13 protein-coding genes are annotated in these 14811 nt (G+C 73.1%); 8 read left to right on the top strand and 5 right to left on the bottom strand.

Features of this window, described 5'->3' with window-relative positions:
* Positions 1-4 precede the first annotated feature (4 nt).
* Positions 5-1369, top strand: a complete 1365-nt coding sequence (locus tag AC6EH9_RS10455; protein ID WP_498422857.1) for an acyl-CoA dehydrogenase family protein — start codon at positions 5-7, stop codon at positions 1367-1369.
* Positions 1370-1385: 16 nt separating this feature from the next.
* The gene (locus AC6EH9_RS10450; RefSeq protein ID WP_498422856.1) at positions 1386-2600 is read left to right on the top strand and encodes an acyl-CoA dehydrogenase family protein; all 1215 of its coding nucleotides are present in this window, start codon (positions 1386-1388) and stop codon (positions 2598-2600) included.
* Positions 2601-2675: 75 nt separating this feature from the next.
* Here the strand turns inward: AC6EH9_RS10450 and AC6EH9_RS10445 are convergent, their stop codons facing one another.
* Together AC6EH9_RS10445 and AC6EH9_RS10440 are read right to left on the bottom strand one after the other, a co-directional pair.
* Positions 2676-3782 (bottom strand): hypothetical protein, encoded by a 1107-nt coding sequence (locus tag AC6EH9_RS10445; protein ID WP_498422854.1) that lies wholly within the window; start codon positions 3780-3782, stop codon positions 2676-2678.
* Positions 3783-3962: 180 nt separating this feature from the next.
* Positions 3963-4256: a YiaA/YiaB family inner membrane protein gene (locus AC6EH9_RS10440; protein WP_498422852.1), complete on the bottom strand. Its 294-nt coding sequence runs from the start codon at positions 4254-4256 to the stop codon at positions 3963-3965.
* 121 nt (positions 4257-4377) lie between these two features.
* Between AC6EH9_RS10440 and AC6EH9_RS10435 the strand changes: the two genes are divergently transcribed.
* Together AC6EH9_RS10435 and AC6EH9_RS10430 are read left to right on the top strand one after the other, a co-directional pair.
* The gene (locus AC6EH9_RS10435) at positions 4378-5022 is read left to right on the top strand and encodes a hypothetical protein (RefSeq protein ID WP_498422850.1); all 645 of its coding nucleotides are present in this window, start codon (positions 4378-4380) and stop codon (positions 5020-5022) included.
* Positions 5023-5026: 4 nt separating this feature from the next.
* Positions 5027-6361: a DUF2252 domain-containing protein gene (locus AC6EH9_RS10430; protein ID WP_498422848.1), complete on the top strand. Its 1335-nt coding sequence runs from the start codon at positions 5027-5029 to the stop codon at positions 6359-6361.
* Positions 6362-6480: 119 nt separating this feature from the next.
* On the opposite strand, the gene galK is transcribed toward AC6EH9_RS10430, so the two are convergent.
* Positions 6481-7653, bottom strand: coding sequence for a galactokinase (gene galK / locus AC6EH9_RS10425; protein ID WP_498422846.1), 1173 nt, complete (start codon positions 7651-7653; stop codon positions 6481-6483).
* Between the two features lie 51 nt (positions 7654-7704).
* Here galK and AC6EH9_RS10420 point away from each other — a divergent pair, with 51 nt between their 5' ends.
* Complete coding sequence (locus AC6EH9_RS10420) at positions 7705-8151, top strand: ankyrin repeat domain-containing protein (RefSeq protein ID WP_498422844.1); 447 nt, start codon at positions 7705-7707, stop codon at positions 8149-8151.
* Positions 8152-8196: 45 nt separating this feature from the next.
* Here AC6EH9_RS10420 and AC6EH9_RS10415 read toward each other — a convergent pair whose 3' ends face one another.
* The gene (locus tag AC6EH9_RS10415) at positions 8197-10005 is read right to left on the bottom strand and encodes a BCCT family transporter (RefSeq protein ID WP_498422841.1); all 1809 of its coding nucleotides are present in this window, start codon (positions 10003-10005) and stop codon (positions 8197-8199) included.
* A 115-nt stretch (positions 10006-10120) separates the two neighbouring features.
* On the opposite strand from AC6EH9_RS10415, the gene AC6EH9_RS10410 reads away from it, so the two are divergent.
* A complete protein-coding gene (locus AC6EH9_RS10410; RefSeq protein WP_498422839.1) occupies positions 10121-10684 on the top strand; it encodes a nucleosidase in 564 nt (187 codons plus the stop codon).
* A 53-nt stretch (positions 10685-10737) separates the two neighbouring features.
* On the opposite strand, the gene AC6EH9_RS10405 is transcribed toward AC6EH9_RS10410, so the two are convergent.
* Positions 10738-11340 (bottom strand): LysR substrate-binding domain-containing protein, encoded by a 603-nt coding sequence (locus AC6EH9_RS10405; RefSeq protein WP_498422837.1) that lies wholly within the window; start codon positions 11338-11340, stop codon positions 10738-10740.
* 62 nt (positions 11341-11402) lie between these two features.
* Between AC6EH9_RS10405 and AC6EH9_RS10400 the strand changes: the two genes are divergently transcribed.
* Together AC6EH9_RS10400 and AC6EH9_RS10395 are read left to right on the top strand one after the other, a co-directional pair.
* On the top strand, positions 11403-11948 hold the full coding sequence (locus tag AC6EH9_RS10400) for a hypothetical protein (protein WP_498422834.1): 546 nt from the start codon (positions 11403-11405) through the stop codon (positions 11946-11948).
* A 104-nt stretch (positions 11949-12052) separates the two neighbouring features.
* The gene (locus tag AC6EH9_RS10395; protein ID WP_498422832.1) at positions 12053-14809 is read left to right on the top strand and encodes a bifunctional acetate--CoA ligase family protein/GNAT family N-acetyltransferase; all 2757 of its coding nucleotides are present in this window, start codon (positions 12053-12055) and stop codon (positions 14807-14809) included.
* Positions 14810-14811 lie beyond the last annotated feature (2 nt).

Below are 14811 nucleotides of genomic sequence, written 5' to 3'. Positions count from 1 at the left end.
GCTCATGTCACTCACCACCAGCCCCCGGCCTGGTCGCCGGCACGGCTTGTCGTCACGCGAGAAGCGCGACCCGATCGGCTACGCGGTCGCCGCCCTGAACGTGGTCGCCCAGAGCGACCTCATCGACCGGCTCGGACTGCGCAAGCAGACCGAGCAGGCCGTCTTCACCGCCACCCGCAGCGGCTTCCGCACGGTCGGCGCGGCCAGCCGCACCTTCGCGGCCCGGGGGCGCAAGGGCGCCAGCGGTGTCCGCGTCCCGGCCGCGCCGCGGCCCGGCGTCTTCGACCTCACGCCCACCGAGGACGAGCAGATGCTCGTCGACGTGGTGGGGGAGTTCGCCGCCGAGGTCGTCCGCCCGGCCGCCGCCGCGGCCGACGAGGCCTGTGCGGCGCCCGCGGACCTGCTCGCCTCCAGCCTCGAGATCGGGCTGCCGATCCTCGGGGTGCCGGAGTCGCTGGGCGGCATCTCCGAGGAGCGCTCCGCGATGGCCGGAGCCCTGGTCGCCGAGGCGCTCGCGCGCGGCGACATGGGCCTGGCCGTGGCCGCGCTCGCGCCGGGGGCGGTCGCCACCGCGCTGTCGCTGTGGGGCACCGACGCGCAGCAGCAGACCTACCTGCCGGCGTTCACCGGCGACGAGGTGCCGGCCGCGGCGCTGGCCCTGGCCGAGCCCACGGTCCTCTTCGACGCCCTGGCGCCGAGCACCACGGCGCGTCGGGTCGGCGACGGCTACGTCCTGGACGGTGTGAAGTCGATGGTCCCGCGCGGCGCCGAGGCCGAGCTGCTGGTCGTCGGCGCGCAGCTGGACGGGCAGCCGGTCCTGTTCCTGGTCGAGTCCTCGACGACCGGGCTGAGCGTGGAGGCGGACCCCTCGATGGGCCTGCGCGCCGCCTCGCTGGCCCGGGTCGGTCTGGAGGGCGTCCGAGTGCCGGCCGACGCGGTCCTCGGCAGCACCGACGGCACCACGTACACCGAGTGCGTGCGGCTCTCCCGCCTGGCGTGGTGCGCGCTGGCGGTCGGCACCGGGCAGGCGGTGCTCGACTACGTCACGCCGTACGTGAACGAGCGGGAGGCCTTCGGGGAGCCGATCAGCCACCGCCAGTCGGTGGCCTTCATGGTCGCCAACATCGCCATCGAGCTGCAGTCGATGCGGCTGCTCACCTGGAAGGCCGCCTCGCGTGCCGCCCAGGGCAAGGACTTCGCCCGCGAGGTCGCCCTCGCGCGGCGGCTCTGTGCCGACAAGGGCATGCAGATCGGCCTCGACGGCGTCCAGTTGCTCGGCGGCCACGGCTTCGTCAAGGAGCACCCGGTGGAGCGGTGGTACCGCGACCTGCGAGCGATCGGCCTAGCGGAAGGAGGTGTCCTGGTCTGAGGACCGGGACCACATCATGATCAGTCTCGAGAACCCCAAGAAGTTCCGTCCGCTGGCCGGCCAGGCCCACCAGGTCGCGATGAACATGCTGCGCCCCATCTCGCGCAGGTACGACCGGGCCGAGCATGCCTACCCCAAGGAGCTCGACATGCTCGCCGCGATGATCGACGGGCTGTCGGAGTCCGGCGCCTCGGAGGGCGCGGGCGCGGCCGGCGTACGACGCGACGAATCCGCACCCGTCGACGCGGGCGTGAAGAACGGCGCCAACCTCGCCTCGGTGCTCTCCGTGCAGGAGATGTGCTGGGGCGACGTCGGCCTGCTGCTCTCGATGCCGCGTCAGGGCCTCGGCAACTCCGCGATCGCCTCGGTCGCCAACGACGAGCAGGCCGCGCGCTTCGCCGACGTCTGGGCCGGCATGGCGATCACCGAGCCCGGCACCGGCTCCGACTCGGCCAACATCAAGACCACCGCGGTGCTGGACGGCGACGAGTACGTCATCAACGGCGAGAAGATCTTCGTCACCGCCGGTGGGCGCTGCGACGCCGTGGTCGTCTGGGCGACGCTCGACCGCGAGCTGGGCCGGGCGGCGATCAAGTCGTTCGTCGTTCCCAAGGACACCCCGGGGATGCGCGTGGAGCGTCTCGAGCACAAGCTCGGGATCCGCTCCTCCGACACCGCCACGATCATCTTCGACGACTGCCGGGTGCCGGCCGAGAACCTGCTGGGCAGTCCGGACATCGACCCCAAGCAGGGGTTCGCCGGCGCGATGGCGACGTTCGACAACACCCGGCCGCTGGTGGCCGCGATGGCGGTCGGGTGTGCGCGCGCCGCCCTGGACCTGACCCGGGAGCTGCTCGAGCGGGCAGGGGTGGTCGTCGACTACGACCGGCCCAGCGCCGTCCAGTCCGCCGCCGCGGCGAAGTTCCTGCAGATGGAGGCCGACTGGGAGGCGGCGCACCTGCTCACCCTGCAGGCGGCGTGGATGGCCGACAACCGCAAGCCGAACTCCCTCGAGGCGTCGATGGCCAAGGCCAAGGCGGGGCGCGTCGGCTCCGACATCACGCTGAGCTGTGTGGAGCTGTGCGGCTCGCTGGGCTACAGCGAGAACGAGCTGCTCGAGAAGTGGGCACGAGACTCGAAGATCCTGGACATCTTCGAGGGCACCCAGCAGATCCAGCAGCTGATCGTGGCGCGGCGGATCCTCGGCCTGACCAGCGCCGAGCTGCGGTAGCCCGGTCCCGGACACGAAAGAAGGGGCGCTCGCGCATCTGCGCGAGCGCCCCTTCTCGTCGGGCTGGCCGGGTGTTCAGCCCTTGTCGGGCTCGGCCGCCTGCGACAGCGTCGCCTGCTCGCTGCGGACCGCCTTCGCGGTGGCCGGATCGATCAGGGGCTCGGCGCTCGACGGGGAGCCGGCGTCCTTGCGGGCGCTGTCGCTACTGCCACCGCTGCTGCCGCCGCTGCTCGCAGGGCTGGACGGGGTCGGCGTAGCGCTCTTCGAGGCCGTCTTGGCGGGGGCCTTCTTGGCGGCCGTCGGGGCAGCCGGGCTGGCCTTCTTGGCGGCGGTCTTCGTGGCCGGCGCCTTCTTGGCGGTCTTGGCCGGGGTGTCGCTGCCCGAGTCGGCCTTCTTGGTCGGCAGCTTGTCGCCCGGGGCGGAGTCCGGCTTGGGGGCGGGCTGCGCGACGCTCGCCGCCGCCTGGGTGGCGGCGGCCTTCTCAGCGGCCGGCTTCTGCTCGACCACCTTGGCGATGTCCGCCGGGGTGACGTCGACCTCGGGAGCGCTCGAGCTCGAGCTGGCTGCCTTCTTCGTCGCCTTCGCCGGCGCCTTCTTCGTGGTCTTCGTGGCCGACTTCTTGGCGGCCTTCTTCGCCAGCGGGGTGGCGAGATCCGGCTCCGTGGGCGGCTTGGTGACCGTCGGCTTCGCGTCGGGCGCCTTCGGGGCAGGTGCCTTGGCGGCCGGTGCCTTGGCCGCGGGCGCCTTGGCCGCTGGTGCCTTGGCCGCGGGTGCCTTGGCCGCGGGTGCCTTCGAGGCAGGGGCCTTCTTCGCCGCCTTCTTCGCCGCCTTCTTCACCGGGGCGGTGGGCGGCGTCTCTGCCAGCGCATCGCCGTGCGGCCTGGGCCGCTCAGACTCCACAGGCGCGGCCTTGGCAGCCGGGGCGCCTGCCCCAGCGGCACCGGAGGCGGGCTTGCTCACCGGCGCCGAAGGCGTCACCGGCCTGCGGGCGCCGACGGTGAACTGGGTGACGGTCTCGGTCGCGATCGAGGCCGCGGTACGGGTGACCTGGGTGGCCACCGAGACCCCGAAGGCCGCTGTGTCACGGGCTTGGCCGACCGCCTTCTCGGCGGCGCCGAATGGGTCCTTGATCGTGTCGAACGCTGCGTCCTTGATCTTGCCGAGCGGGCTCTTGCGCGCCACGTGACATCCCTTCGGTAGGTCTGGCCTTGGTGCGATTCAAGCACGGCGTCTGCCGAGCAGGTCGGGTTTCCCATTCCCGAGAACACGTTCTACCAATCGGGATCGAAACGTTGTGTTGGTCACATCGCCCCGTCTGGGCGGGAGGGCGCGCCGGATCGAGGAGGACGGGCTCGGCGGCCGTCAGGACACGGCCCGGAACGGGTCGTGCTCGGCCAGGATCCGATCCACCCGGGCCTGGTCGAGGCGGGCCACGACGTACTGGTTCTCCTGGGCGTCGCGCACGCACTTGGCGAGGGTGAAGCACGAGGTGGTCAGGAACAGCGTGCCCAGACCGAGGAATGAGCGGATCCACGGGTCCACGGGCAGGTAGAGGATCGCGACGATCATGGTGAGCAGCGCGGCACCGAAGGCGATGGCGGCCTGGGCGAAGAAGGCGTTGGTGTTGCGGGCCTGGGGCTTGGTGTTGTTGTCCATGGCCCAGAGCCTGCCGTCGCCCGCGACGTGGCGAATCCGTGCGGCTACCCGATCCGACTGAGTAGGACTACCCAGTGGACGGTGCTCGACTCAGCTGCCCGGGGCTGATCGGATGGGGGCCATGAAGCTGTACGCCGACACCGGCTCCCGTCGTACCCGACAGATCGTCGCCGACCTCCTCTTCGTGGCCTGGGTCGTGGGCTGGGTCTGGTTCGGGGTCACCGTGCACGACAAGACGTTGGCGCTCGCCGGACCGGGGCGCGACGCCGCGAGCGCCGGCTCCAGCCTCGCTGACGGCCTCGGCGACGCCGGTGACCTGCTGGACGGTGTCCCGCTCGTCGGCGGGGGGATCAAGGACACCTTCGAGAAGGCCGAGAAGGCCTCCACGAGCCTCGCCAAGGCGGGTCTGCAGGAGGTCGAGGCGGTCGAGGACCTGGCCCTGTGGCTGGGCGTGGCCGTGGTCGCGATCCCGGTGATGGCAGCCATGCCGTTCCACCTGCCGGGCCGCGTGCGCTACGTGCGCGAGGCCACCGCGACCTCGCGGCTGCTCGAGGTGCACTACGACCGGGATCTGCTGGCCTTGCGCGCGCTCGCCCGGCTGCCGCTGGCGCAGATCACCAGTCTCGGACCGGACCCAGCCGACGCCTGGCGCCGCCGTGATCCGCGCGCCGTGGACGCGCTGGCAGCAGCAGAGCTGCGCAGCCTCGGACTGAGGGCGCCCTCGGCGACCCGCCGGACGACGGCCAACCACCAGGCGCAGGCGTGAGCCGATGACCGACGAGGGCGTGCGCACCGACCTGATCATCGAGGTCATCACTGATGCCTTCGCGGCGCTGATGGAGGCGGATCCGGTCGCGTTCCGCGGGAAGTTCCGCACGATGTCGCGCGATCCGCACGCCTTCTACCGGGGCACCGCGTGCCTGTTCTACGCGGACGTGACCGGCTATCGCGGCGAGACGCGATGGGCCGAGGATCCCTACGCGGACGAGCGCAGCGGGCGGATCTGGGTGCACGGCGACCTGCACGTGGAGAACTTCGGGACGTACCTCAACTCCGACGGGCGCCTGGTCTTCGACGTCAACGACTTCGACGAGGCCTACATCGGCCGGTTCACCTGGGACCTCCAACGCTTCGCGGCGTCGCTGGCGCTGGTCTGCTGGCAGAAGGCGCTGCCCGACGCCGACATCCGCTCCCTGGTCGCCCGGTTCGTGCGCGCCTACCTGGCACAGGTCGACCACTACCGGAGCGCGGAGAGCGACGAGGACTTCGCCCTGCACCTCGACAACACCGAGGGCCCGGTGCTCGATGCTCTGCGCCGCGCGCGACTCCGGCGGCGTGCGGACTTCCTGGACGGTGCCACCGAGCTGCGCGAGGGGACGCGACGCTTCCGGGAGGACGCGAGCGTGCGGCACCTGGGGGGCGAGGAGCGGCGCGCGGTGGGAGCGGCGTTCGAGGGCTACCTGGAGACGATCCCGGCGTCGAAGCGCTTCGACCGGGACCTGTTCTACGAGCTTCGCGACGTGGTGGGCAAGAGCGGGTTCGGCATCGGCAGCGCCGGGCTCCCGGCGTACAGCCTGCTGGTGGAGGGGTACAGCCAGGCCCTCGACAACGACGTGGTGCTCTCCATGAAGCAGGCGAACGTGCCGGCGCTGAGCCGCTTCGTGGACACCGAGGCCGTCGACCGGTACTTCGCGCACGAGGCCCATCGCACCGCGGTCAGCCAGCGGGCGCTGCAGGTGCACACCGACCCGCTGCTCGGCCACACCGAGCTCGACGGTGTCGGCTACATCGTGTCGGAGGTCTCGCCCTACGAGCTCGACCTGGACTGGGGCTCGATCACCGAGCCGGAGGACATGGCGGCGGTGGTCGACCTGCTCGGGCGCGCCACCGCGAAGATCCACTGCGCCTCCGACGAGGACAGCGACCAGGACCTCGTCGACTTCCAGGTGGAGGAGGCGGTGGCCGCATCCGTCGAGCGCCGACGCCGCGCGTTCACCGACTGGGTGGTCGACTTCGGCGTCGCCTACGCCGGCCAGGTCCGCACCGACCACGCTCTCTTCGTCGAGGCCTTCCGCGAAGGCCGCATAGGCGTCAGCTCCACCTGACCCACCCCCGCCGAGTCGGCGCAACTTCGCACGCTCAGGGCACCCAGTCGGCGCAAGTTCAGGAGTTCACGCCGACTCGGCGGGGTGGGGGCGCGAGTTCACGCCGACTCGGCGGGGGGTTAGAGGGTTTGGGCGCGGGGGGAGGGGACGGCGCGGAGGTAGGTGGGGCGGGCCCAGCCCTCGGCTACGAACGCCACGTCCAGCGCGCGGACCGTCGCCTCGAGGCGGTCCTGGGGCACCAGCGCTACGGCGGAGCCGCCGAACCCGCCACCGGTCATCCGGGCACCGAGGGCGCCAGCCTCCAGCGCGGTGTGCACGGCCACGTCCAGCTCCGGGCAGGAGACCTCGAAGTCGTCGCGCAGCGAGAGGTGGGAGCCCCTCAGGGCCTGGCCGACCGCCGCCCAGTCGCGCTCCTGAAGAGCCGCCGATGTCGCCTCGACCCGGGCGTTCTCGGTGACCACGTGACGGGCGCGGCGCTGCAGCCGCTCGTGGGTCAGCCGCGCGAGGTCGGGCTCGGAGGCCTGGCGCAGCGTTGCGACGCCGAGCGCGCGGGCCGCCTCCTCGCAGTCGGCTCGCCGGGCGGCGTACCCGCCGTCGACGAGGGCGTGCGAGACCCCCGTGTCGACGACCAGCAGGGCGAGGCCGGCCTCCTCCAGCGGCAGCGGAACGTCGCGGGTCGAGCCGTCCTCGAAGTCGATCAGCAGCGCGCCGCCGTCCGTGGCCATCAGCGACACGGTCTGGTCCATGCCACCGGTCGGGGCGCCGGCCACCTCCGCCTCGGCCCGGATGCAGGCGTCGATCAACCTGCGCCGCAGCGCGTCGTCCAGGGGCAGCCCGAGCAGGTCCACGACGGCGACCGCCACGGCGCACTCCAGCGCCGCAGAGCTGGACAGGCCCGCTCCCACCGGCACGGTGCTCTCCACGTGCACGTCCAGGCCCGGCACCGCCAGCCCGTCCTCGGCGAGCGCCCACAGCACCCCGGTCACGTACGCCGCCCAGCCCTGGTCACCGCCGGGTCCGCAGGTGGCGAGGGTTCCCGTCCACGGCTGCTCCACCTGGGCGCTGGTGACCTGCACCCGGTCGTCGTCGCGAGGCGCGAGTGCGGCGTACGTCGCGTGCGGCAGCGCCAGCGGCAGGCAGAGGCCGGCGTTGTAGTCGGTGTGCTCCCCGATCAGGTTCACCCGGCCGGGGGCGCGGCCCACCACCTGGGCCTCGCGTCCGTTCCTGGCGAGGAAGCCGGCGCGGACGCCCGTCGTCAGGTCCTCGGGTGTGCCGGGCTCCACGAAGCTCATGGGGCCAGCCTAGGCGCCGGGGTCCGCGGGCCGAGTGCCAGACTCGGGGTCATGGCGGACGACGACAGCACGACAGGTGGGACGACCCCGGACGAGCCCGGCTCCGGCGCTCCGGCGGGTGGGACGGACCAGACCGGCCAGGCGAGCGCGGAGCTGATCGCCCTGGCCCATCAGCTCTTCGACTGGGTGCGCGCCGGGGAATCCGACCGGGTCCTGGCCTACGTGGACGCCGGTGTCCCGGTGGACCTTGCGGACCCGTCCGGCAACACGCTGCTGATGCTGGCCGCCTACCACGGGCAAGCGGCCCTCGTAGACGGCCTGGCGCAGCGCGGCGCCGACGTGAACCGGCTCAACGACCGGGGCCAGTCGCCCCTGGCCGGCGCCGTGTTCAAGGGCGAGGACGACGTCATCGCCTCGCTGCTCGCGCACGGTGCGGACCTGGACGCCGGCACGCCGTCGGCCCGCGCCACGGCGGCGATGTTCGGCCGGGACCTCTGAGCGCACGCCGCCCCGACGCATCGTGCGTCGGGGCGGCAGCCTGACTCACTCCGCGACAGCGTTCCTGCGGACCTCGGCGGTCGGGTCCTCGGCGGTCGGGTCTGCGGCAGCCGCGTCTGCGGCGGTCCCCGCGGATGGGCTCACGGACGGGTCCGAGGGCTTGACCGTCAGGTCGGAGCTCACCCCGGCGTCCGGATCCTTGTCGACCTTGATCACGAAGTCGTCACCGTGCTCGGTGACGCCCTTGACGACGGCCTGCTCGATGGCCTCGATGGCGTAGGCGCGCCGGATCATCAGCGGGTCGGAGCGCAGGTCCTTCACCAGCGACACCGACAGCCCGATCATCACCAGCACGAACGGCAGCGCGGCGACGATCGTCACCGTCTGCAGGCCGTTGAGGGCGTCCTCACCGCCGACCAGCAGCATCACCGCGGCCACCGCGCCGGTGGCGACGCCCCAGAAGACCACGACCGTGCGGGAGGGCTCGAGCGCTCCGTGCTCGGAGAGCGAGCCCATCACCAGGGCGGCGGCGTCGGCACCGGAGATGAAGAAGATCGCCACCAGCACCATCACCAGCACGCTGGTCACGGTGGCGAACGGGAAGGACTCCAGGGTGGTGAACAGCTGGGACTCGATCCCCCCGGCGCTGGCGATGTCGACGCCGTTGCTCTGCAGGTCGATCGCGGCGCCACCGAAGATGCAGAACCAGACCAGGCTGACCAGGCTGGGCACGAGCAGCACCCCGCTGACGAACTGGCGGATCGTGCGGCCGCGGGAGATCCGGGCGATGAACATGCCGACGAACGGCGTCCAGGACAGCCACCAGGCCCAGTAGAAGACCGTCCAGGTCTCCAGCCACTCGGTGGCCGCGGCGCCCTGGGTGGAGGTGCGCGCGGACATCATCGCGACGTCCTGGATGTAGGCGCCGATCGAGGTGGGGATCAGGTTGAGGATGAACACCGTCGGACCGACCACGAACACGAACAGGGCCAGGCAGACCGCCAGCACCATGTTGGTGTTGGACAGCCACTGGATGCCCTTGCTCACCCCGGAGACGGCGGAGAGCACGAAGGCCGCGGTCAGCGCGGCGATGATCATCACCAGCACGCCGTTGCCGATGGCGCCGATGCCGGCGACGATCTCCAGCCCGCTGCGGATCTGCAGGGCGCCCAGGCCCAGCGAGGCGGCCGAGCCGAACAGCGTGGCGAAGATGGCCAGCATGTCGATGACCTTGCCGCCGGGGCCGTGCGTGTGACGGCCCAGCAGGGGCTCGAAGGCCGCGCTGATCAGCTGCATACGGCCCTTGCGGTAGACGCCGTACGCCACCGCCAGGCCGACCACGGCGTAGATCGCCCACGGGTGCAGCGACCAGTGGAAGAGCGTGGTCGCCATGGCGTTCTGGGCGGCCTCGGGGTTGCCCGCCTCACCGGTCCCCGGCGGCGGGGTGACGAAGTGCGTGACCGGCTCGCTGACGCCGTAGAACATCAGGCCGATGCCCATGCCGGCGCTGAACATCATCGCGACCCATGAGGCGGTCCGGAACTCCGGGCCCTCGTCGTCACGGCCCAGCGGGATGTTGCCGAAGCGGCTCAGCGCGAGCCAGATCACGAACACCACGAACGCGCTCGAGGTCAGCACGAAGAGCCAGCCGGTGTTGGACATCGTCCAGCCCAGCGCCGTGTCGGACGCCGTGGCCATCGAGCTGGTGCTGACGAACCCCCAGATCAGGAACGCGATCGCGATCGCCGCGGTGACGCCGAAGACGACGCGGTCGAGGCCCGGTGAGCGTTGCTGCGGCGGGACGTTGAGGTGCGCGTCGAGGGCGGGGTGGGGGACAGGGGCTTGCTTCTTCACGGTGTCGGCGCACGGGTGCGCCGCCTCCCATCGGGGTGAGATGTGGATGGACTCAACCCTGGTCGGTTCCCCCCACGGGAGGCGACAAACCCGAGCGCGCACTAGCGTGTTGCCCGTGCAGACGTTGCGTGCGGACCGGGTCCTGGTGGTGTCGGCGACGGCCGAGGAGGCGGCGTACGTCCCCGACGGCGTGGCGGTGGAGATCACCGGCATCGGCAAGACGCAGGCGGCGGTGGCCACCACCCTGGCCCTGCTGGCACGCGCCGGCGCGGTGGACACAGTCGTCAACCTGGGCACCGCGGGCGCCCTGCGCGACGGGCTCAGCGGCGTCTTCGAGCCGGGCGCCGTGCTCAACCACGACCTCGCCGCCGACGCGATCCGTGCGCTCGGCCACGACCCGCACGACCGGCTCAGCCTCGAGGGCGGCGACGCCACCGTGCTGGCCACCGGCGACATGTTCGTCAGCGACCCCGCGGTGCGCGCGCGGCTGGCCACCCGGGCCGACCTCGTCGACATGGAGGGGTACGCCGTGGCGTGGGCCTGCCGGCAGGTCGGGGTCCCGGTGCGGATGCTCAAGCACGTCTCGGACAACGCCGACGCCGGCGCCCTCGACTGGCCGTCGCTGGTGGACGCCAGTGCCCGGGTGCTCGGCGCCCGGTTGTCCGAGCTGCTCGCCTGAGCGGACCGGCCGGAGCGAGCCGCCGGAACGAGCCCACCGCAGCGGGCGGCGGCTCAGCCCCGGGAGCTGCGCTCGGTGCGCCCGCGCACGATGCCGATGAACTCCTGGACCCGCTCGTCCTCGTTGTCGATCAGCCAGGCCAGTCCGATCTGGGTCTCGGGGACCCCGGCGACGGGCACGTAGACCACGTCCTTGCGCTGGTGCAGGCGGGCCACCGACATCGGCACCACCACGATCCCGGTGCCGGAGGCCACCACCTCGATGGCGTCCTTGAGGCTCATCTGCGGCCAGTCCAGCCGCTCGGCTCGCGCCACCTCGCTCCAGCCGGGCACGTCCTCGGGCGGCTGGACCAGCTGCTCGTCGGCCAGGTCCGCGAGGTCCACCTCGTCGAAGGCGCTGACCACGTGGTCCTTGGCCACCACCACGACCGGGCGCTCGTGGTAGAGCGGGATCAGGTGCAGCCCGCCCCGGTCCACGGGCAGCCGCACCAGGCACATGTCGAGGGTCCCGTCGCGCAGCCCGGTCTCCTGCTCGGCCTGCTCCACCGGGACCAGCTCCAGCGTGTCGCGTCGACGACGTCGCCACACGCCGGCCCACTTGTCGGGGGTCGCTCCGGTGACGAAGCCGACTCGGAAGGGGCGCTGCGCGGTGGACACCGGCTCAGGCTAGTGCGTGGCGCCCGCTCGGCCGCACTCGCGAGCGCCCTAGGGTGGCGGGCGTGACGAAGCCCCTGTCATCCGCCGACAGCGCAACTGGCCCCGACAGCGCAGCGCCGAGCCTGCGGTCGCTGCGCCGCGGCTGGTCCGGCCTGCCGGCCCCCGAGCTCGAGGAGCTGGTCGGCGACCTCGCCGCCTCCTTCCTGGCGCCGCTGGGACGGGTGGCCCCGGCCGGGCTCGGGCTCATCGGTCTGCCCCGGTGGTGGGGCAAGCGCTTCGGCGCCGCCGACGGCGAGACGCTGGCCGGGGTGAACCTGGTGCGTCCCCGGCACGGCGTACCCTCGGCCGGCGAAGCCGTGCTCGATCCCCGGCGGCTCCTCGAGACCCTGCCGATGACCGCCCGGCTGGGGTCGTCGCTGGCCGACGGGCGCCCGGCGGTCGTGGTGTCGTACGCCGCCGACGGTCCCCGGCCCTGGCGGTGGGTGCGCGACGAGGTACGACGCGGCGCGGGCGGGGAGCTCGTCGCGATGACCTACCTCGACGTGCCGGGCGCGCGGCGCGCCGGCGGCACGCCGTTCCTGCTGCGACGTCACCCCGCCCCGGACTGACCGGGGCCGGGTGCGGGGCGGTGGGGGCCTAGGGTCCTTGTCACTGGCCTGGTGAACTGCTGGGCTGACGTCAGGACGTCCCCGCCCCCGAGGAGTGAGCCCCGATGACCATCCAGCCCACGCCCGTGCGCCGTCCCGTCCGCGGGGCGGTCGACGTGCTGCTCGCCGACGGCCGGGTCGCGACCGTGCGGCCGCTGATGAGCACCGACCGTGAGGCCCTGCTGGAGCTGCACGACCAGGTCTCCGAGGACAGCTACCGGTTCCGCTTCTTCACCGCCGGGCGCGCCGCGGGACACAACTACGTCGAGCACCTGATGACCGCGGAGTCCTCCCAGGAGGCCGACCGCCCGATCGTGCTGCTGCTGCTGGTGGCCGACGAGCTCATCGGCGTGGCCACGGCCGAGCCCACCGAGCCGGCCACCGCGGAGATCTCCTTCCTGGTCGCCGACCAGGCGCACGGGATGGGGGCGGGCACGCTGCTGCTCGAGCACCTCGCCGCGCACGCCCGCGACCGCGGGATCCGGCGGTTCACCGCCGACGTGCTGCCCGAGAACCTCCAGATGCTGCGGGTGCTCAGCGACACCGGCTTCGCGGCCGAGCGCCAGCGCGAGCCGGGCACCGTGGTGATGACCCTGGACACCGCCGCCACCGCCGAGGCGGTGGCCGCGGCCGACCGGCGCGAGCGGCTCTCCGAGGCGCACTCGCTCGCCCCGCTGCTGCGGCCCCGCTCGGTGGCCGTGGTCGGGGTACGACGCGACGGCAGCGGCGTGGGGCGCGCCGTCCTGGACGCGATCCGCAAGGACGACTTCACCGGCCGCCTGGTGGTGGTGCACCCGAGCGCCGAGGAGATCGACGCGGTGCCGGCCTGCCGCAGCCTGGAGGACCTCGACGAGCCGGTGGACCTGGTGGTGGTGGCTGTCCCGGCGGCGCAGGTCCTCGCGGTGATCCAGCAGGCCGCCAGGGCCGGGGTGCGCGCGGCGGTCGTGCTCTCCGGCGGCTTCAGCGAGATGGGCGCGGCCGGGCGGGCGATGCAGCACCAGATGCTGGCCGTGGCCCGGCGACACAGCCTGCGCCTGGTCGGCCCGAACTGCCTCGGGGTGATGGCCAACCAGCCGGGCGTGCGGCTCAACGCCACCTTCACCCGCGGTCTGCCGCCCCGCGGCGGTCTCGCGGTGGCCACCCAGTCCGGAGGAGTGGGGATCGGCCTGCTCGACCGGGCCCGCGAGTCGGGCCTGGGCATCTCGTCGTTCGTCTCGCTGGGCAACAAGGCCGACGTCTCGGGCAACGACCTGCTCTCGGCGTGGCTCGAGGACGCCGAGGTATCGGCGGCCGTGCTCTACCTGGAGTCCTTCGGCAACGCCCAGAAGTTCGCCCGGGTCGCCCGCAGCTTCGCCGAGCGCAAGCCGCTGCTCGCGGTCGTCGGTGGCCGGTCGACCGGGGGCCGGCGCGCGGGCGCCTCGCACACCGCCGCCGCGGCCGTCCCCTCCGTCGGCGTGGATGCGCTGTTCGCGCAGTCGGGGGTGATCGGCTGCCGGGGTCTGGACGACCTGGCGGCCACCGCGCTGCTGCTCACCACCCAGCCGGTGCCCCGTGGCCCGCGGGTGGGCATCGTCGGCAACGCCGGCGGCCTCGGCGTCCTGGCGGCCGACGCCGCCTCGCGCGTCGGCATCGTCGTACCGGAGCTGTCGGGGGAGGACCAGCACCAGATGGAGTCCTACCTCTCGGGCACGATCGGTGCGAGCAACCCCGTGGACCTCGGTGCCAGCGTCGCCAGTGAGGACTTCCTGGCGGCGGTGCGCGGGATGCTCACCTCCGCCGAGGTCGACAGCGTGCTGGTCACGATCACGGCGACCGCGGTGAGCGACGCCGAGGGCGTCCTCGCCGGGCTCGCCCAGACGCGCACGGCGGCCCCACACAAGCCCCTGCTGCTGGTGGCGATCGGCGACGTCGAGGTGCCGCGGCACCAGGGGCCCGGGCGGGCGCCGTACGCGGCGTTCCGCTCCATCGACGAGGCGATCCAGTCCCTTGCCCACGCCGCCCGGTACGCCGCCTGGCTGGCGGCGCCGCCCACCGAGCTGCCCGGCGAGGACCCGGCGGTGGCCGAGCGTGCGCGCGCGCTGGCGACGACACAGCTGGGGCCCGCCACCGGCGGGGGCGACTCCGGCTGGCTCAGCCCGGCCGAGGTGCGCCGACTGCTCGGCCTCTACGGCATCGACGCCCCGGTGGGCCGCGTCGCCACCGGCGTGGAGGAGTGCCTCGCGCTGGCCGAGGAGATCGGCTTCCCGGTCGCGCTCAAGGTGGCCGACCCGGCGGTCGTGCACAAGTCCGACCGCGGGCTGGTCCGGGTCGGGGTGCACGGTCGCGACGCGGTGGTGGACTGCCTGGCCGACTTCGCCGCGGAGATGGGGCGACCCGACGTGCCCGTGCTGGTCCAGCCGATGGTGCTGGGCGGGGTCGAGCTGGCGCTCGGCGTCGTCCGGGACCCGGGCTTCGGGCCCCTGGTGATGGTCGCCAGCGGAGGGGTCGCCGTCGACGTCTGGGCCGACCACGTCTTCTCGATGCCCCCGCTGAGCCAGGGCGACGCGAAGCGGTCGCTGCGGGCACTGCGCATCTGGCCGCTGCTCGCCGGGCACCGGGGGGCGCGGCCCGCCGACGTGGAGGCCGTCGAGCGGATCGCGGTCGCCCTGGGCCGGTTGAGCCTCGACGTGCCGGAGATCGCCGAGATCGACCTCAACCCGGTGATGGTGCTGGCCGACGGGGCCGTCTGCGTGGACGCCAAGGTGCGCCTGGCCACCCCGACCACCCATCTCGACGCCGGGATCCCGCGCCGCCTCCGGCCCCCCGCGGTGGCGCCCGACTGAAG

It is taken from the genome of Nocardioides sp. Z21_20 (assembly GCF_059766585.1).
This window is presented reverse-complemented; position numbering and strand designations above follow the sequence as displayed.

What these genes read in the sequence shown, in the direction of transcription:
- galK (WP_498422846.1), bottom strand. Translation starts at nt 7,653, where the DNA reads ATGAGCTTCGTGGAGCCCGGCACACCCGAGGACCTGACGACGGGCGTC.
- AC6EH9_RS10455 (WP_498422857.1), top strand. Translation starts at nt 5, where the DNA reads ATGTCACTCACCACCAGCCCCCGGCCTGGTCGCCGGCACGGCTTGTCG.
- AC6EH9_RS10435 (WP_498422850.1), top strand. Translation starts at nt 4,378, where the DNA reads ATGAAGCTGTACGCCGACACCGGCTCCCGTCGTACCCGACAGATCGTC.
- AC6EH9_RS10450 (WP_498422856.1), top strand. Translation starts at nt 1,386, where the DNA reads ATGATCAGTCTCGAGAACCCCAAGAAGTTCCGTCCGCTGGCCGGCCAG.
- AC6EH9_RS10395 (WP_498422832.1), top strand. Translation starts at nt 12,053, where the DNA reads ATGACCATCCAGCCCACGCCCGTGCGCCGTCCCGTCCGCGGGGCGGTC.
- AC6EH9_RS10430 (WP_498422848.1), top strand. Translation starts at nt 5,027, where the DNA reads ATGACCGACGAGGGCGTGCGCACCGACCTGATCATCGAGGTCATCACT.
- AC6EH9_RS10420 (WP_498422844.1), top strand. Translation starts at nt 7,705, where the DNA reads ATGGCGGACGACGACAGCACGACAGGTGGGACGACCCCGGACGAGCCC.
- AC6EH9_RS10440 (WP_498422852.1), bottom strand. Translation starts at nt 4,256, where the DNA reads ATGGACAACAACACCAAGCCCCAGGCCCGCAACACCAACGCCTTCTTC.